Source organism: Anatilimnocola aquadivae (assembly GCF_049819085.1).
In the GTDB taxonomy this organism is placed as follows: domain Bacteria; phylum Planctomycetota; class Planctomycetia; order Pirellulales; family Pirellulaceae; genus Anatilimnocola.
Window position 1 is genome coordinate 1,074,810 of the sequence record NZ_CP187419.1, and the last position, 18,135, is coordinate 1,092,944.

At 59.3% G+C, this 18,135-nt stretch carries 10 protein-coding genes; 4 read left to right on the forward strand and 6 right to left on the reverse strand.

Annotation, left to right across the window (positions count from 1 at the left end):
• The first annotated feature begins 233 nt into the window (after positions 1–233).
• Positions 234–5,477 carry a beta strand repeat-containing protein gene (locus NA78x_RS04215; protein ID WP_425617172.1) on the forward strand — a complete coding sequence of 1,748 codons (5,244 nt, stop codon included), beginning with the start codon at positions 234–236 and terminating at the stop codon, positions 5,475–5,477.
• A gap of 53 nt (positions 5,478–5,530) precedes the next feature.
• On the opposite strand, the gene ribD is transcribed toward NA78x_RS04215, so the two are convergent.
• Both ribD and NA78x_RS04225 read right to left on the reverse strand, forming a co-directional pair.
• Positions 5,531–6,664, reverse strand: a complete 1,134-nt coding sequence (gene ribD, locus NA78x_RS04220) for a bifunctional diaminohydroxyphosphoribosylaminopyrimidine deaminase/5-amino-6-(5-phosphoribosylamino)uracil reductase RibD (protein ID WP_425617173.1) — start codon at positions 6,662–6,664, stop codon at positions 5,531–5,533.
• A gap of 2 nt (positions 6,665–6,666) precedes the next feature.
• On the reverse strand, positions 6,667–7,776 hold the full coding sequence (locus NA78x_RS04225; RefSeq protein ID WP_425617174.1) for a sialidase family protein: 1,110 nt from the start codon (positions 7,774–7,776) through the stop codon (positions 6,667–6,669).
• A gap of 282 nt (positions 7,777–8,058) precedes the next feature.
• Between NA78x_RS04225 and NA78x_RS04230 the strand changes: the two genes are divergently transcribed.
• Positions 8,059–9,261: a 6-phosphofructokinase gene (locus NA78x_RS04230; protein WP_425617175.1), complete on the forward strand. Its 1,203-nt coding sequence runs from the start codon at positions 8,059–8,061 to the stop codon at positions 9,259–9,261.
• A 164-nt stretch (positions 9,262–9,425) separates the two neighbouring features.
• On the opposite strand, the gene NA78x_RS04235 is transcribed toward NA78x_RS04230, so the two are convergent.
• Together NA78x_RS04235 and NA78x_RS04240 are read right to left on the reverse strand one after the other, a co-directional pair.
• Positions 9,426–9,647 carry a hypothetical protein gene (locus tag NA78x_RS04235; protein WP_425617176.1) on the reverse strand — a complete coding sequence of 74 codons (222 nt, stop codon included), beginning with the start codon at positions 9,645–9,647 and terminating at the stop codon, positions 9,426–9,428.
• Positions 9,648–9,788: 141 nt separating this feature from the next.
• Positions 9,789–11,327 carry a trypsin-like peptidase domain-containing protein gene (locus NA78x_RS04240; RefSeq protein WP_425617177.1) on the reverse strand — a complete coding sequence of 513 codons (1,539 nt, stop codon included), beginning with the start codon at positions 11,325–11,327 and terminating at the stop codon, positions 9,789–9,791.
• 378 nt (positions 11,328–11,705) lie between these two features.
• Here NA78x_RS04240 and NA78x_RS04245 point away from each other — a divergent pair, with 378 nt between their 5' ends.
• Positions 11,706–12,140: a GNAT family N-acetyltransferase gene (locus NA78x_RS04245; RefSeq protein ID WP_425617178.1), complete on the forward strand. Its 435-nt coding sequence runs from the start codon at positions 11,706–11,708 to the stop codon at positions 12,138–12,140.
• Positions 12,141–12,154: 14 nt separating this feature from the next.
• Here the strand turns inward: NA78x_RS04245 and NA78x_RS04250 are convergent, their stop codons facing one another.
• On the reverse strand, positions 12,155–13,567 hold the full coding sequence (locus NA78x_RS04250; protein WP_425617179.1) for a DUF1501 domain-containing protein: 1,413 nt from the start codon (positions 13,565–13,567) through the stop codon (positions 12,155–12,157).
• A 224-nt stretch (positions 13,568–13,791) separates the two neighbouring features.
• Positions 13,792–16,185, reverse strand: coding sequence for a PSD1 and planctomycete cytochrome C domain-containing protein (locus NA78x_RS04255; RefSeq protein WP_425617180.1), 2,394 nt, complete (start codon positions 16,183–16,185; stop codon positions 13,792–13,794).
• A 343-nt stretch (positions 16,186–16,528) separates the two neighbouring features.
• On the opposite strand from NA78x_RS04255, the gene NA78x_RS04260 reads away from it, so the two are divergent.
• Positions 16,529–17,962, forward strand: coding sequence for an FHA domain-containing protein (locus NA78x_RS04260; protein WP_425617181.1), 1,434 nt, complete (start codon positions 16,529–16,531; stop codon positions 17,960–17,962).
• The last annotated feature ends 173 nt before the right edge of the window (positions 17,963–18,135 follow it).

An 18,135-nucleotide genomic window follows, 5' to 3' on the forward strand; every position in this document is an offset into this window, starting at 1 on the left:
ACTAGCTTGGAATTCAAACCCTAGTCCTGGAATGCAGATCTGGCATACCTTCCGGGGCTCGACCAATTCGCTGCAACTGCTTATCTGGCTTGTGATTAGGCTGACTGAGGTAAGGGCTGGGGTTAAGCGGTGATTTTGAGTGGCGGAAGCTTCTGAGGCGAAGTTTCCAAGGCAAGCCACCACTTAAATTCCGCATCGGGAACAGAGACTTTCGACTCGCTACGGGTAAATCCATGACAATTCTCGGTCGTCGCAACCGTTCTGCATCTTCGTCGCGTGCTGTCGCTGCCCAAAAGCGGGAGCGTCAGCAATTGGCCCAGCGGCGCGCCCTGTGGGGTGAAGCCCTGGAATCGCGTCAGCTGATGGCCGGCGACGTGATGCCGTCCCTGACGCGCAGTCCGTACTTCAACATCGCCCAACCGCAGGACGTCAATGTTGACGGCCGCATTTCGGCGATGGACGCCCTGGCGATCATCAACGAGCTCAACCTCAATGGTGCCCGTACGCTCTCGACCAACACCGGTGCCGGCGAAGGTGGCGCGAACGACCAGCCCTTCTTTGTCGACGTCAACAACGACAACCGCCTGAGTGCCATGGACGCCCTGGCAGTCATCAACAGCTTGAATTCGGCTGGCGAAGCGGGTCCACCCCTCGTTCGCTACACGGTTCAGCCTGTGGCGATTGGGACCAATGACCCGATCACCACCATTCCCAAGGGTGGCTATTACGAGTTGCGCGTGCTGGTCGAAGATCTCGGCCAATTGACGTACATGTCGCAAACTCGCCCGGCAACACTGCCAGCCTCGTCCAGCACGGCTCTCGGTGTCTTTACCTCGTTCTTCGATGTGCTTTGGGGCGACACCACCAAGACTGACGTCCAGGTGAACGAAAGCCAGCACTTCGAGATCACCGGCAGCCCGACGACCGGCACCACGACCCCGCCTGACCCAAGTACCTTCACGCTGTCTCTCATGGACGGCACGCTCAAGACAACGGCCCCCATCACCTTTGCCAGCAACCGGTTGGCCACTGCCGCGAACATCCAGAACGCTCTGAACACCACGCTGGGTGCCGGTTCGGTCGAGGTGACTCATGACCCCAGCGGCAACACGAATCGCTGGCGAATTCGTTTCCTGAATCGCTTGAGCAATCAAGACGTTCCAGAAATGACCGCGAACATCAGCCAGTTGAATGGTACGGGCCTCGGAACATCGGTTACCGAGACTCTGAAGGGTGTTCCTTCCAACGCCGCGGCCTATCTCGACGCGACCTTGCCTCGTGTTGTGAACGACATCGACGGCTTCCCGATCAACACGCCGCTCTATTACACCGGACAACGGACGAGCGGCTCGCGGATGTCGACCGGCATCAACGATGTCGGCGGCACCGGCCCTTCCGCTTCGCCCTTCCCAGGCGTCGACCCATCGGAGATCCTTCGCGTTCGCATGAATGCCACCGATGCGACAGCAGCGGGCATGCCTCTCAATTTCAACGTATCGATTGCCAATGTCCTGTCGGGCTTGGAAACCGGTCTGTATGGCTTCAGCAACCCAGTCACAGCCGACCGTGTGGAAGTAGTTACCTCCACACTCGTGATCACTGAAAAGTTAAGCGCCGGCGACGACACTGCCACCACCACCGAGGGCAGCACCACTCCGATCAACATCATCGTCACCACGAACGACGTGAACGTTGCGCCCACGCCCAACACCACCAAGTCGGTTGTCAGCGTCGATATGACGGGCGCTGTAGGCACCGCGGTGGTGCTCAACTCGACCACCATCCGCTACACCCCGCCAGGTGGCACCTTCAACGGTGTCGACACGTTCCGTTACGTCGTTACCGATCAAGCCGGCAACACGGACATTGGCACGGTGCGCGTGACGATTACTCCCGTCAACAACGCGCCTGTCATCACGGTTCCTGGGGCACAAGGTTTTAACGAAGACACTTCGCGGACCTTCAGCAGTGGCAACGGTAACGCGATCACGGTTGCCGATGCCGATATCGGCGCGGGCGTGCTGACCTTTACGTTGAGCGTTGGTGCTGGCAACGGCAATCTGACGCTCAGTGGCACCACCGGCCTGACGAATGTCACCGGCAACGGCACCAGCAGCATCTCGGTCCAAGGGAACTTGACCAACCTCAACAACGCTCTCGAAGGTCTGGTCTATACGCCCGTGGGCGATGCCAACGGCACCAAGACATTGACGCTGACCGCCAACGACGGGAGTTCGACGCGGACGAGCACCGTCGCCCTGAATATTGCGGCCGTCAACGATGCTCCTACCGTCACGCTGGGTGGCGTGCTCGGAGCACCACAGAACACGATCGAAGGCGATTCGTTGGTCTTCTCGTCGACCACCAATCGCGTGATCACAATTGGCGATGTCGACGCCGGTGCTGCCAATGTGGTCGTGACCCTGAGCGTGCCCAACGCCCTGAACAAGATCAACGTCGGAGCAGCCTCTGGTGTCACGATCGGCACCAACAATACCAACAGTGTCACTCTGACCGGCACCTTGAGTGCAATCAACGCTGCTCTCGCCAGCCCGGGCTTTACCTACACCACGTTTGTTGGCTTCGGCAACAATACCGAAACCCTGACCATCACCGTGAACGATCAGGGCAATACCGGCTCGGGCGGTGCTCTGCCCGGCAGCGCAACGGTTTCGATCGTGGTCGCTCCTACGATTCGCCCTCGCGCCTCCAACGATACCGCGACGGTTGTGGAAGATTCTTCCGTGACCATCGACGTCCTCGCCAACGACATCGTTACGTTGCCCGAACGGCCGACCGTCAAGCCGATTTTGCTGGGTACCTATCCGCAGACCACTACTGCTGGCGGCACCTTGGACCGTGACGAAAACGGTACGATCGGCGACTTCACCGACGACCGCATCGTCTACACGCCACCATTGAATTTCAATGGCAACGATTCGTTCACCTATGACATGAACGACACCGATGGCACCGGTGCCAATGCCACTGGCAGTGTGAGCATTGTCGTCCGCGAAATGAACGACGCCCCCGTGGCCAACAACGATACGCTGGCAGACATCGCCGAAGACTCGGGCAGTCTGAACATCGCCATCGGTACTTTGACCGGTAACGACACCACGGGCCCCGCCAATGAGTCGGCCCAAACGCTGACGATCTCGCCAACCTTCACCAACGTCGTTGGTGGAACCGTCATCCTGAGCTTGGGCAATGCGGTCTTTACTCCCACGCTCAACTACAACGGTCCAGCAGGCTTCGACTACACGATCACCGATAACGGCACCACGGCTGGCGTTGCTGATCCAAAATCGAGCACCGCTCGCGTTTCGTTCAACATCACCAATGTGAATGACGCACCAACGGCCGGTAGCGATACGCTCGGCTCGATTCCAGAAGGTTCAGCGGCCCAAACGATTTCGATCGCTTCGCTGTTGGCCAACGATAGCACCGGTCCAGCCGATGAAAACGGGCAAATGCTGACGCTGACCAACGTCACCGCCGGCGCAGGTGGTACGGTTTCGATCAGCGGAACCGATGTGATCTTTACTCCGAATACCGATTTCAACGGTACGGCCACCTTCAGCTACACCATCACCGACGACGGCACTTCAAACGGTGCTGCCGACCCCAAGACTGCGACGGGCACTGTCTCGATCCCGGTCTCGGCTGTCAACGACGCACCAGTCGCCGTTAACGACACGATCTCGACGGGCGAAGGCCAGCAGATCAACATCTCGGTCCTGGCGAACGACTCCGACGTCGACGCTTCGCCGACTTTCGTCAGCCAGCCTGGTGTCGTGAGCCCCACGACCACGATCACCATCATCACCCCGCCGACGAACGGCACCGCAGTGGTTGTCGGCAATCAGGTTCAGTACACTCCCAACGCGTTCTACAACGGTCCAGATTCGTTCGTCTATCAATTGACCGATAACGACCCGACGACTCCAGGCAGCCTGCAATCGGGTCTGGCAACCGTCAGCATCAGCGTTGTCGAAAAGAATGACGCTCCCGTGGCTGTTGGTGACTCGGCCACAACCGCAGAAGACACCCCGGTCAGCATCGACGTCTTCGCCAACGACAGCGATCCCGATACCGCCAACACCCTGTGGTCGTTCGTTCCCGTGACCCAACCAGCGAACGGCACGATCAGCTTCAACACCACCACGCGTCAGGTCGAGTACACGCCTGCTGCGAACTACAACGGCCCCGATTCGTTTACCTACAAGGTGAACGACGGCTCGAGCATTGCTCCTACCAACCTCGACTCGAATGTCGTCACCGTCAACATCACGGTCACGGAAGTAAACGACGCTCCGACTGCCAACAACGACCCTAGCGGTGTGGTTCCGTTTACGGTGATCAAGGATGTCGCTCGTGATTTCAACATCACGACCGAGATTCTGGCCAACGACTCGAAGGGTCCAGCCAACGAATCGTCGCAAACCCTGACGCTCGATTCGTTCCAAGCTGCCACCGCCAACGGTACGATCACTCGCTCGGGCAACACCCTCACCTACACGCCGAACCCAGGCTACGTGGGGCTCGATAGCTTCACCTATACCATTAGTGACAATGGCAACACCAACGGTGTCGCCGATCCCAAGACCTCGACCGCCACGATCCTTGTCGATGTGAAGAACTTCATTCCCACGACAGTCTCCGGCGTGGTTTACATCGATGCGGACAACGACGGCGTATTCGACACGGGCGAGAAGACGATCAGCGGTGTGGACGTCACCTTGGCTGGCACCAGCGACCTCAGCGGCTCGATCACACCGATCACCGTGACAACCGGGTTCGATGGGCGATATGCGTTCAACAATATCGAACCAGGGACTTACACCGTCACCGAGTCGCAGCCACTCGCTCTGACCGATGGCAAAGAAACTCTGGGCAACTACGCCACCGTCGCTTCGAACGACGTGATTCAACTCACGCTCCCATTCTTCGGCAATGGCGTCTCGGTGAACAACTTCGGCGAACGGAGCATCGACCCCAGCCAACTCGCCAACAGCGCGGGTCTGATTGGTGAATTGCTGGCCTCCTCGACCACGAATGGCTTTGTGCTGGCCACCGACATGACCGGCGAAGCCCTCTGGTCGTGGACGCTCAATGGCTGGACCAACGCCCACTCGGTGAAGGTCACCCTGGATGCCGATCTGTCGGCGGCCACTTTGGAATGCAGCGACGGTGTGAGCACCTACACCACGCGGATCTACCAAAACCCCAACGACACTCGGAATGCCAATCGCTTCAACACCGATTCAGTTGCCAAGCTCGCCCGGTTCCGAGTTCTCGGTTACGACTCGAGCGGCAACTACATCATTCGTCTCGATGGCACTGCCGAGCATTTCTATGGCGTAGGCAGCACCTTGGCCTTAGCTCCCACGGTGATGTCGGGTGGCGAAGCCACCAGCGGTGCTGACTACAGCAACAGCGTTGACGCCGCGATGATGGAAGAAAGCTGGGCCTAGCCGAACCAGGTTGCTCTAGCGACCGAATGATTCAATTACGAAGGGCCGAGTTTTTACTCGGCCCTTTTTCGTAGCTGGCCGCGAACATACAAATCGCTGCCCATCTGCTGCCAGACGGGCGCATCCAAATCGGCAGCCAAGTCAGGTAGTTCAATCCCTTGCCCAGCAACTGGCCCCGCCGCTTGTGCGCTGCCAAAGATCTTCGGTGCGATGAAGCAATGGACTTCATCCACGAGTTGATCATCGAAGAGCGAGCCCAGCAGTTGCCCGCCCCCTTCGCAGAGGACGTTCGTCAGGCGGCGCTTGCCAAGTTCTTTGAAAAGTTCACGCAATCGCTCGGCAGCAGAACTCGCGGCAATGGACAACACTTCCGCGCCAGCGGCCTGCAGCGCAGCAACCTTCGTCGCTTCAGCTTGTTCGCTGGTAACAACGAGCAGCGGCACCTCACGAGCGGTCTTCACCAATTGGCTGTGCAGCGAAAGGGAAGCTTGCGAATCGAGGACAATGCGAGTGGCAACGCGCGCTGGTTTTTGGCCAGTGGCTAAGCGAGCTGTGAGGAGTGGATCGTCGAGCTCCGCGGTACGCCGGCCAATGAGAACTGCATCAACGCGACTTCTCAGTTGCTGTACGACTTCACGAGATTCGGGGCCTGAGATCCATTTGCTTCGGCCCGTGCGGGTAGCAATTTTTCCGTCGAGCGTCATGGCCCACTTGGCGATGATCCAGGGGCGACGATTGCCGACCAGCATTAAGTACGGCGCATTCAGTTCGCGAGCTTCTTGCTCGAGCAGTCCAAGTTCAATCTGCACTCCGGCAGCTTGCAGCTCCGCCACACCCTGACCGCTTACTTGCGGGAACGGATCTCGCATCGCTGCGACGACTCGCGAAACACCCGCGGCAATCACTGCCTGGCTGCAGGGCGGAGTCTTGCCGAAATGGCAACAAGGTTCGAGCGTGACGTAGAGCGTGCTCCCTTTCGCGGCTTCACCGGCCGCGCGCAGCGCTTCGATCTCGGCATGCGGTCCGCCATAACGCTGGTGGTAATCTTCACCAACAATTTGCCCGGCGCGCACAATCACGCAGCCGACCATCGGGTTCGGTTCCACCGAGCCTTGCCCGCGCGCGGCCAGTTCCAGCGCGCGCCGCATGAACCGTTGATCCATCTCGGCAGACGATTTCTGTGTCATCACTATTTGCCGGAGCCGATCTGGCCGAGCGAAAGACGCGTAAAGACAATTTCTTTGTAGTTGTCGCGCTCGTACAACACGCCAATATCGCTCCCCGGTAGCACGGCCAGCGAAGAATAGATCGACGAGCCCGCGCAGATCACGCGACTTTTCGGCCACGTCTGGCCATCGTCGTGGCTGAGTCGAATCGTCAGGTTCTGTCGCTTCTTGGGATCAGCGGGATTGCTGAACGCCAGGTGCGTTCCAGCTTTCTCGATCGCCGGGACGCGAATCAGGCTGCCCTGACATACCGGTTCGACCAGATTGGGATCGTCGACACACTCCGACCAGGTGAGCCCACCGTCGGTGCTGCGGCTGACAACGCGGCAGGCTTTGCCGCGGTAGCTACGCATATTCATCAGCAGAGTGCCGTTCTCCAGTTCCGCGACCGCACATTCGTTGGTCATGGGATCGAGCACACCACCTAACTGCCACGTCTTGCCATGATCGTCGGAATAGATCGCGTGCGAGCGAAAGCCGTGGTTCTTCTCTTTTTCGTCCTTCAGCTTATGATCGCAGGGTATCACCAGCCGGCCGCGATACTTCCCTTGCGTCAGTTGAATGCCGTTGCCCGGGCCGGTGGCATACCAGTTCCAATTGTCTTTTTTGACCGTCTTGGTGATGTCTTGCGGCACCGACCAGGTCACGCCATCGTCGGTCGAAGAGAGCATCAGGACCGTGTCGTTGTTGCGAGTGAGCGGCAGCCAGATGGTGCCGGTTTCGTGATCGACGACCGGGCAAGGGTTGCCAATCGTGACTTTGGCATCGCCCCCGTCCTCAAGCACCAGTTGCTGCTTCGACCACGTTTTGCCGCCGTCGCTGCTCCGCTTCATGACCAGGTCGATATCGCCGGCATCGCCCCGCCCGGTCTTTCGCCCTTCGCAAAAGGCGAGCAGCGATCCCTTGGGCGAAGTCAGCAAAGCGGGAATGCGGTAGGTGTGATAGCCATCTTCGCCGGACTTGAAGACGACCGATTCGGTTAGCTCGGCGGCAGAGAGGAGGCTTGGCGCAACTACGCCGAAAAACACACCCAACAGAAGAGGAACCGTTAGAGGCATTACGCTGTGCTTCATAGGACTTTCCGTTTCTGAATTACAACAGGTTCATTACAACCGGGGCATTCGCTGATGCCGCTGGGGCGACGCATCCGAAAAATTCATCAGCTACTTGCGTCCGTTCGGGTGGGTAGCCAGACTAAACGCACGAACCTCTCCATGTTCGGCGTTTCTGTCTCCCTTCGCAAGCTGCGGTGAGCTTGGCTCACTCGCAAACGAGCCGCACGTTCGCTGCGGGCAGACAAAACGCACAATCGCTACAATGAAACCAGCGGGTGCGATTTATCAGGAGAGAGTAGCATGGCAGACGGTCCGAAAAGAATCGGCGTGTTGACGGCTGGTGGCGACTGCCCCGGTCTGAATGCAGTGATCCGTGGCGTCGTGAAGGCGGCGGGCACTCACGGCTACGACGTGGTCGGCTTTCTCAAAGGGTACGAAGGACTCGTCGACCCGGTCAGCTACATTCCCCTCAACAATAAGAACACCACCGGCATTCTCGGCCAGGGTGGTACGATTCTCGGCTCGACGAACAAAGGTCGCTTTGCCGCGACGGTCGGCGTGAACGACCGACTGGAACTCGATCCAGAGCTGATCGCTGGCGTAAAGACCACGATGGAGCACCTGAATATCAGCGGGCTCATTTGCATCGGTGGTGACGGCTCGCTGGCGGTTGCCCAGCAGTTTCACGAGCAGGGTATCCCCGTCGTCGGCGTGCCGAAGACGATCGACAACGATCTGTCGAGCACGGCCTTTACGTTCGGCTTCTTCAGCGCGGTGTTCTGTGCGACTGACGCTCTCGACCGCCTGCACACGACGGCCGCCAGTCACGAGCGCGTGATGGTGCTGGAAGTAATGGGTCGCCATGCCGGTTGGATTGCCCTGTATGCGGGTGTTGCCGGCGGCGGCGATGTGATTCTGATTCCCGAAATTCCGTGGTCGTTCGAAACGGTTTGCCAGGCCGTCATCACGCGCGAGCAACGAGGCAAAAAGTTCACGCTGATCGTCGTTGCCGAAGGAGCTGAACTCCCCAGCGGTGCGCTAGTCACCCAAGAACGTCGCGGCGAGCAAAAGCAGGTTCGCCTGGGTGGCATCGGCAACATCGTGGGCGCTGAAATTGAGAAGCGGCTTGGCAAAGAAACTCGCACCGTGGTGCTGGGTCACTTGCAACGAGGTGGTGCGCCAACGACCTTCGATCGCGTACTCGCCACGCAGTATGGTGCGCATGCCGTGCGCATGATCATCGAACGAAAGTTCGGTCAGATGGTCACTTACTGGCCGCCAGACATGGGACATGTCTCGCTGCTGGACGCCATCAAGCTGTCATCGGTCAACCCAGGTTGTTCGGCCGTGCAAGCCGCGCGTGCGCTGGGTATCTGCTTTGGCGATGAAAACAAAGCAGCTCCCTGGAGCTACACCCCCAACGAAACCAATGGCGATGCCTGCACTACCGACAACGGTAGTTCGTTCCTGGGAATCCCGAAGCCCGATGTCGCCAAGCACTAAGCGGCTGCTGCCAATAACCGACACAGCCACCTATCGGAGGGGTGTTCACAAACCGCTGCATAATTGATTATAAGGATCGTGCTTTTGCCGGAAGATACGCACAATTCATCATAACAATTGCCGAGGTTTGTGAACGTGCTTTTCCCGGGACGCTTGCTGCGGCGTTAGTGATGAGTCTTGGCCGGCGCTGCATGAACTGCCGCCGGAGCTGGAGCGGCGTGGCCATCGGTGGCTGCGGCTACCGTGTGCCCCTTCTTCCAGAATAGGAGCGCTTGCCAGCCGGCGGCGGGACCGTGGCCCAGATGGACGGCCAGTCCGTATCCCAATGCCAAATTGCCCACGCTGACCATCATCACTAGTGACATGAGCATGAGCGTGGTCAGCATGGCCGGCGTTCCGAGAGAGTGATTGGGGAGCCAACAAACGCTGGCCCACGGTTCCTCAAATCTACGGCGCAGAATGCCCGCTCGCCCCGCTAGTTGGGGGCGAGGCTCTTTTTCGCCAAGGTCCGATTATCCGGCCTGTAACTATTGCGACTGGCCACGGACGATGGGCGCACCGTCGGTACGGCCAAAATCGCCTGCTTGGCCCAGCCTCGTGGCATTCTGCAGCAAGTCTTGCGACGTGCCACGCGCTGCCGGGCGACCCGCGGCCTGTAACTGCTGCAGCATCTCGGCCGGGGGACGATCCATCACAAAGATCTCGCTTTGGCGAGTTGGATTCGAACGTGAACGGACGATGACAATCACTTCGGTATCATCGGCAGGCAAGCCGGCCACACCAGCTAAATCGCGAGCAGCCGGGGAAGCCATCGCGGCTCCCATTGAGGCTGTGCCCATTGCCGCCGCACTCATGCCGGCAGCAGGCATGCTCGACGGCATTGCTGGAGGAGTGGGAGCAGCCGCGAGATTCGGCATCGAGCGGGGCATTTCGAGATTCGTCTGCATGATCGGCGGAGCGGCATTGTTGCCGGCAATCTGATTCACCTGCATGGCTGGCGTCCGCTTGTAGATCGCCGATTGGCCGATCTGATCCAGCTGCCAATGAACCGAAGCGAGCGCCGCGTACAGGCCTTCGTTTCCCTTTTCGTCGGCTGCGTTGCAGACACCGATGAGCATGCCATTCTCGGCGAACAATCCGCCACCGCTGCGACCACCGACAGGCTGGCCAGCGACAGTAATGTTCGGGGCACCTTGGTAGCGATTGACTTGCAGCACGTGGCTCGGCACCAAGCTGGGGTCGGCGCCTTTGTCGCAGCCAATGGTGAAGACGCGATCGCGGGGAGCGATGGTGTAATCGGCTGGGGCCACGGGAACTGGATCGATCTTGATGCCAGGACGAATGCTGACGAGAGCGACGTCGCGTTCGAGATCGAAGGAGATCAATTGCCCTTCAATCGACTTGCCGGCTCCGGGAGCAAACAGGTCGACCGAGATCTTGCCCTTGCCTTGTGACTGGCGAAAAATATGGCCGCACGTCATGACGAGTGCTTCTTCGTCGTGCCGATCGATGATGGTGCCCGTGCCGAAACCATAGCCGCCAGCATCTTCGACTTTCAAGCGCACCGTGGCCCAAGCGGCCCGTTGTTCGGGCGAAGCGTTTTGGCCACCGGCAGCAGCAGGGCCGCCCAACAGTTGCGGAGCGCCACGCGAGTTGTCGACATAGCCCTGCGTGGGTGTCAGCTGCTGCGCACTGGGAGTGCTGACGAATTGTTCTTGCGGCGGTTGCTGCTGGACAGTCTGGGCGGCAACCGTTGGTTTGAAGCCAGTGCGGCCGATGACCGTGGCCAATTGATCGAAGGTGGCAGGCCCTTCGATGCGTTCTACCTCGCGGCCGCGATCGAACAAAATGAACGTCGGCAGGCTGCGAACTTTGAATTGCTGGGCCAGTTGTGGCTGCTGATCGGTGTCGACCTGTTGCAGCGGATAGCCTTCGTTGGCCAGGCGTTGCACCACGGGCTGCATCGATTTGCAGGGACCACAGTTGGTCGAGTGAAATTGCACCAGCACGGGGTCTGCCCCGGCAGCACAAACGGCGAGTAACACGAGCGAAGATAGCACGGACATGGCTTCCCTCCTTGAAAGCTGAGGGGAGCCAATGCAGCGCGCGAACCAAGGCATAGTGAACGTGTCACTACGTCCTTCACGGCTTCGATAGCTTCCCTGCTGGGTTCGTTGCCGGTCGGTCGCAGATCCCTTGCGAGAGCTTCCGGCAGTTTCGTGTGGAGTTGTCGCGCCAGCCTTTGCGGGGGCTGATGCGACAGGCCCCAATGTGGGCCAGGATTGAAAATTTTACAAGAGCAAGTTTTTCCTGCCGTCGAAGTGGCACCTGTTTGCAGTTGCCACTTCGCAGGCTAAAACCCTTGCTCCACGGCACTTGAGGGCGGCGCTGGCGATCATCCGCCAATTCACGCCCTCAGTGATTGCCGCGAGAAAGCGAACCGTATGCCAAGCCCCGCAAAATACACGCTCAGCGAACTATTGCCCGGCGATTACGACGCCGTGATGACGCTCTGGAACACCGCCCCCGGAGTGCGCGCCAGCGAAACTCGCGAGGAGTTTGAACGCATTCTGCTGCGCAACCCTGGGCTATCCACGGCCGCGCGCGTCGAAGGTGAAATCGCGGGCGCGGTGCTCTGCTGTCATGATGGGCGGCGAGGCTATCTCTATCATCTGGCCGTCGCCGACAAGTTTAGACGACAAGGAATTGCTCGCGAGTTGGTGGCACGCTCGCTCAACTTGCTGGAGAAAGAAGGAATCGGCCGCTGCACGATTTTCCTGGTCGCCGACAATGCACAAGGCAAGTTCTTTTGGGAGCAACTGGGCTGGTTCGAACGAACCGATCTGGTCGCGTTCGCGAAAGACTTGCCTTCATCCTGAAGCAGAAAACAGCATCAGGAGATGATACCCTTCACAACATGACCAGCAACATCGGTCAGGCGGAAGTCGCGGCCGGCGTAACGGTAAGTCAATCGCTGATGATCGAGCCCGAGCAAGTGCAGGATCGTGGCATGCAGATCATGCACGTGCACTTTGTTCTCGACCGCGTAATAGCCAAACTCGTCGGTAGCACCGTACTTGATGCCCGGCTTCACGCCGCCGCCAGCCAGCCACATCGTGAAGCCTTCGGGATTGTGGTCGCGGCCATCGTTTCCTTGAGCCACCGGCGTGCGACCGAACTCGCCGCCCCACAAGACGAGTGTATCGTCGAGCAGGCCACGGGTTTTGAGGTCAGTAAGTAAAGCTGCAATCGGACGATCGACTTCGAGCGCATTCTTGGCATGACCCGTTTTGAGGTTGCCGTGCTGATCCCACTGTACGGCCGCATCGCTGTGCGTGACCTGCACGAAGCGCACCCCTTGCTCGATGAACCGCCGCGCGAGCAGACATTGACGGCCGAAGTTCTCGGTTACCTTGTCATCAAGGCCGTACGCGGTTCGAGTGGTTGCTGTCTCGCGGCCGAGGTCTTCGATGACCGGAAACGCATTCTGCATGCGGAAGGCCAGCTCGAAGGAATCGATGCGACCCTCAAGTGCTTGATCGGGGCCGGTGGTTTTCAGATGTTCGCGATTCAGTTCGGCGAGAAAATCGAGTTCCTGCCGCTGCAGATTGCGATCGACGGCCGGATTGCTCAGGTATTTCACTTGCGCCTGCGTGGCGGGGACACTCGCATTGCCGAGCGGCGTGCCGGAATACGGAGCGGGCAGAAACGCGGAACTCCAATTCTTCACGCCACCATGCGCGAGCGTGGGGCAGATGGTAACGAAGCCGGGAAGATCTTGATTTTCGGTGCCGAGGCCATAGGTAACCCACGAACCCATGCTGGGGCGGACGAACGAGTCGCTGCCGGTGTGCATCTTCAGCAGGGCACCGCCGTGCGCAGCATTCGAACCGTGCAACGAATTGATGATGCACAGGTCATCGACGCACTTCGCAACGTGCGGAAAGAGCTCGCTGACCTCGATGCCACTTTGGCCGTACTTCTGAAACTTCCAAGGACTCTTGAGCAAGTTGCCGGTCGGGGCAAACTGCACGCGCGGCTTCGCGAAGGGAACGGGTTGACCGTCTTTCTCCGTCAGCAGCGGTTTGTGGTCGAACGTATCGACCTGCGAAGGGCCACCCTTCATGAACAGAAAAATCACACGCTTCGCGCGCGGCCTAAAGTGCGGCACCTTCGGCGCGAGCGGACCGGCGGCCACGGCTGGTTTCTCGCCCGCAAGCATGGAGGCAAAAGCCAAGTAGCCAAAACCGGTCGCCGCGTTCTTGAGCATCGCGCGACGTGAAAGAGGTGAAGCTGCAGGGACCATGAAGTCCCCTCCCCTCGGTACTCCGGGGAGAGGGCTAGGGTGAGGGGCTGAGGCTCGATCGATATGGCTACTCATAATGGATGAAGGCGGGTTGTGAGTTGGGGATCAATCGAGAGGATTATCAGCTTTGGTGATCGGAGTTGTCAGCGGTTCTCCCCTCACCCCAACCCTCTTCCCGGAGTACCGAGGCGAGGGAGCAAGAGAGGAGAATATCCACAGAGAACCTAACGCAAATACACAAACTCATTCGCGGCAAACAGCACGTGGCACAAGGATGACCAGGCTCGTTGTTGATCTTGCGGATTCTGCGAAATGGTGCGAGTGAGATAAGCCTCTGCGCGGTCAATCTCGGCCGAGGTGGCAACTCGACCGTACACTTGCAGGTACAGCCGCTGGATACGGTCGGCGGGGGAGAACTCGCCGGCCAGCACGGTTTTGGCGAGGTTGTCGCTGGCCTTCAGCACCAGATCGCTATTCATCATGAACAGGGCTTGCGGCGCGACGACGGTGCTGGCGCGATTGCCATCAAGGACCGTCGCATCGGTTGCATCGAACAGTTGAAACACGTCGTACAGGTTGTTGCGGACCACGGGCAAGTAGAGCGAACGACGCAAGCTGTCGTACTTCGTGCCGTCTTTCGAGGTGTGATCGAAAAAGAACTCGCGATTGCCGACATGCAGCAGCGAGCCCCCCGCTGAGCGATCGAGCAGACCGCTGGTAGCGAGAATAGCGTCGCGAATCTCTTCGGCTTCCAGACGCCGCAAAGGCATCCGCCAGTAAAGACGATTTTCTGGATCGGCAGCGGAACCGGCCGCGCTGAAGGTGCTGCTCATTTGATACGTTTGCGAGAGCATCAGTAGGCGGTGCATCGATTTGATCGACCAACCATTCTGCATGAACTGCCGCGAGAGCCAATCGAGCAGCGCAGGGTGAGAAGGTGCTTCACCGAGGCGGCCGAAGTTGTCGGGCGTCGAGACCAGCCCTTGGCCAAAGTGCCAGCGCCAAATGCGATTGGCCATCACACGACTGGTGAGCGGATGCTCGGGGCGAGTCAGCCACTGCGAAAGCTCCAAACGGCCACTGGTTTCGGCGGCGAAAGGTTTTTGCTCCGTCGATACGAGTACGACGGGAAAGCCTCGCGGCACCATTTTGCCCAGGGCCAGGTGACTGCCGCGAATGTGAATCGGAACGTCGGTGACTTTGCCTTCGATCACTCCCATCGCAGTTGGTACGGGTGGCGCGGCTTTCGTGAGCGTCTCGAGTTGTTCGCGACGAACTTTCAGTTCGGTTTGCACGTCGACAGGAAATAGCGGTTCGAACTCTTTTGGCAGTTCCATACCAGACTTCGTGAGCAACTCTTTGTTCTTCTTCACGAGCGCGTCGATGGCGGCCTTTTGTTCGGCAACCAGTTTGTCGTAGGCGGCTTTGCGCTGCACTTCTTCGGGCGGAGCGAGCGGATTTTCCCACCACTTGGCGATGGTGGTGTAGGTCTCCATCGTCCGCGTACTTTTGAAGATGCCGACCAGCGCGTAGTAGTCTTCGGCGCGGATGGGATCGAACTTGTGATCGTGGCAGCGGGCGCAGCCAAAGGTCAGTCCGAGAATCGACCGACCGATCGTATCGACCTGTTCATCGAGAATGTCCATTTCCATCTTGGTTTTGTCAACTTCAGCCAGCACCTTCGGGCCGAGCGAGAGAAAACCGGTGGCGATGAGCCGTTCGTGTTTCGTCGCCGTGTCGCTGGCGGGCATCAAGTCGCCAGCCAACTGCTCATGCAGAAACTGGTCGTAAGGCTTGTCGCTGTTGAACGAGCGGACAACATAATCTCGATAGCGCCAGGCATTGCCATGGGCGACGTTTTCGTCGAGGCCATTCGAATCGGCATAGCGGGCCACATCGAGCCAGTGTCGCCCCCAGCGCTCACCGTAGTGGGGCGAGTCAAGCAATCGGTCGACTACTTTCGCAAACGCGCCGGGGGAATCATCGTTTTCGAAGGCCGCGATTTCTTCCGGAGTCGGTGGCAGCCCCGTCAAATCGAATGTCGCCCGGCGCAACAGCGTGAGCTTGTCGGCTGACGGAGCGGGACGCAGGCTCTTCGCTTCCAGTTCCTTTAGAATGAATTGATCAATGGGCGAAGTGCCCCAAGTTGGATCTTGCGTGGCGGGCGGAGCCGAATCGGCGATCGGTTGCAGCGACCAAAATTGCCGCGCTTTGGCGAGATCGAATTTCTCTTGGGCAAGCGGTGTGCCTGCTACTCGATCGGGATGCGGCGCGCCCATTTTGATCCAAGCGGTCAGATCGGCGATTTCGCGATCGGCCAGCTTCTTCTCGGGCGGCATTTGCAAATCGGGCAGTTGGTAGCCGATGGCCGCGATCAGCAGACTTTTATCGGGCTGTCCGGCGACGATGAGCGAACCCGCTTTGCCACCTTTGGCAAGACCGGTCCAGGTATCGAGGCGAAGGCCAGATTCTTGCTCATCGGCCCCGTGGCAGTCGTTGCAGTGTGCCACCAGGATTGGTCGCACTTTGGTCTCAAAAAAACGGATGCCTTCCGCCAGTTGTTCTTTGGTCGGCTCTTGGCTGGCCGCTGGGGCGGGCTCTTTTTCTTGTGCAGACACCCGAGCTACGGATACCAACAGCCCGAGGGCGAGGAGTAAGCCCGAGAGGCAGGAAAGACGCAAGCTGCGTGGTGACATCGTTCACCTTTCGCGATCAGATCGGCGGGGTGGGAAGTGGGCAGCGTCTCAAAGGAGGGAGGAGAGGGCATGAGTCGACTACGTTCAATCATCGTCCATTGCCTGCCGGCAAGCAAGCCAATGTTTCCCCTGCGAGCGGGTAAGTTTCTGAGAATTCTTTGCCTGCAGTTGACAAGGAAGGGTCGCGTCGGGCGAAATAGAAGTTGAGGCTGCGACCGCGGCACTCAATTTCGTCGTCGCTTGGGAAGTCAATCCGGAATCCAACATGTTTGCTGCGTGGCGATTCAAGCTGAAGGAGGCCGAGACTGCGCTTCAGCAAGGCCGGCTTGAAGATGCCGCCGCCATCTTGCAGCAAGGCGATCTGCTGAGTTACTTGCCGATCAAGCAACTGCTAGCGCATGTGGCCATTGCCGCGAGCAAACGAAGCGTGGAACGAGCCCGTCGCGGTGAGTTCGATGCTGCCTGGCAAGATCTCGACCTGGCGAAGCAATGGTCGGGCGAAACGACTCACTATCTGGCCGCACAACGCGCAGTGGTCGATGCCTCTCTGAGTGAAGTCGTCCGCTATCTGGCCGCTGAAGATGCCGCCGGCGCGCAGCAGCGGATTGATGCCCTCGCCCGCAAGCAAGTCAAAGGTGTTTCGCTCGATTCCCTGCGAGAGGTCGCTCGTCGGCTGCAATCGGCCACCAAGCTGCGGGAGCGAGGTCAGTTCGTCGAAGCGATTGAGCAGTTGCAAGCCGCCACCACACTGCGCCCCGATCTCCCCCCGCTCGAAGACCTGCTGAAGAAGACGCGTGACGCTGCCGAGCAAGCCCGCCTGGTGCAAGAGCAACTGCATGTGTCGCTGGCGGCTGCCGATTGGACACACACCCTAGCCCTCTCCGAACAACTGCTGCAGATTTCCCCCCAATGTCGCCTGGCTCGCAACGCCCGCCGCCAAGCCTGGGCCGAAGTGGGCGGCAAGCTCGGCGATTCGCGGGTGATGCGAGAAACGCAGCCTTGGGCTTCGACACTTTTGGGAGGCGTCGAAGACTGCGACATCAAATTCAGTCGCGGGCCTCGATTTTTGTTATGGGTCGATGCGGTCGGCGGCTATTTGGTGTGTCTGGCCGACGAAGTCGTCATCGGCCAGGCTCACCCCGGTAACCAGGTCGATGTGCCGATCCAGGCCGATATTCGCCGCCGACATGTGAGCATCAAGCGTCAGGGAGAGGGCTACGTGCTCGATCCCCTGGCCGCGAAAGAAACGACGCGAGATAACCACGTCAGTGCCATGGCAGCGCGGCAAGCGCGCGTCCGCATCGACGGCAAAGATATCCGCACCCCAGCACTCTTGAACGACGGCGACGAAATTGAACTGGGCGAAGGGGTCAAGCTGCGGTTTCGCAAGCCGCATGCCCTGAGTGCTTCGGCTCGGCTCGAAATACTAAGCAATCACCGCACCCATCCGTTTGCCGACGCCGTCCTGCTGATGGCAGAGTCGGCGGTGCTCGGGCCCAAGTGGCAGAACCATGTCATTTGCCGAGACTGGCAAGGGGACGTAGTGCTCTACCGGCAGGAAGAAAGCCTGTTCTGCCGGGCGATGCAGTCGCTCGAAATCGATGGCCAACTGCAGGAGGGGCGTGGCCGACTCAACGTCCGTTCGCGGATCGTCGGGCCCGATTTTTCGCTTAGCTTGGAACCGGTCGAAATTGTTTAATGGGTTGTTGGTCGGCTTTCACCGCTCCTGCCCCTGCGGCAGGGGTTTAACGTCTTTTGCGTTGGCTGGCGCGCAACATAACCCGCTAGTGCACAAGCCGTTAAACCCCCGGGGCAGGCCCGGGGGCGTGATTGAAAGGGAGCCGGGCAGGGATGATATCAAAGCTGCCAACT

Excerpts from the sequence above, each read along its gene's own strand:
- NA78x_RS04215 (WP_425617172.1), top strand. The coding sequence starts at position 234 with ATGACAATTCTCGGTCGTCGCAACCGTTCTGCATCTTCGTCGCGTGCT.
- ribD (WP_425617173.1), bottom strand. The coding sequence starts at position 6,664 with ATGACACAGAAATCGTCTGCCGAGATGGATCAACGGTTCATGCGGCGC.
- NA78x_RS04225 (WP_425617174.1), bottom strand. The coding sequence starts at position 7,776 with ATGAAGCACAGCGTAATGCCTCTAACGGTTCCTCTTCTGTTGGGTGTG.
- NA78x_RS04230 (WP_425617175.1), top strand. The coding sequence starts at position 8,059 with ATGGCAGACGGTCCGAAAAGAATCGGCGTGTTGACGGCTGGTGGCGAC.
- NA78x_RS04235 (WP_425617176.1), bottom strand. The coding sequence starts at position 9,647 with ATGCTGACCACGCTCATGCTCATGTCACTAGTGATGATGGTCAGCGTG.
- NA78x_RS04240 (WP_425617177.1), bottom strand. The coding sequence starts at position 11,327 with ATGTCCGTGCTATCTTCGCTCGTGTTACTCGCCGTTTGTGCTGCCGGG.
- NA78x_RS04245 (WP_425617178.1), top strand. The coding sequence starts at position 11,706 with ATGCCAAGCCCCGCAAAATACACGCTCAGCGAACTATTGCCCGGCGAT.
- NA78x_RS04250 (WP_425617179.1), bottom strand. The coding sequence starts at position 13,567 with ATGGTCCCTGCAGCTTCACCTCTTTCACGTCGCGCGATGCTCAAGAAC.
- NA78x_RS04260 (WP_425617181.1), top strand. The coding sequence starts at position 16,529 with ATGTTTGCTGCGTGGCGATTCAAGCTGAAGGAGGCCGAGACTGCGCTT.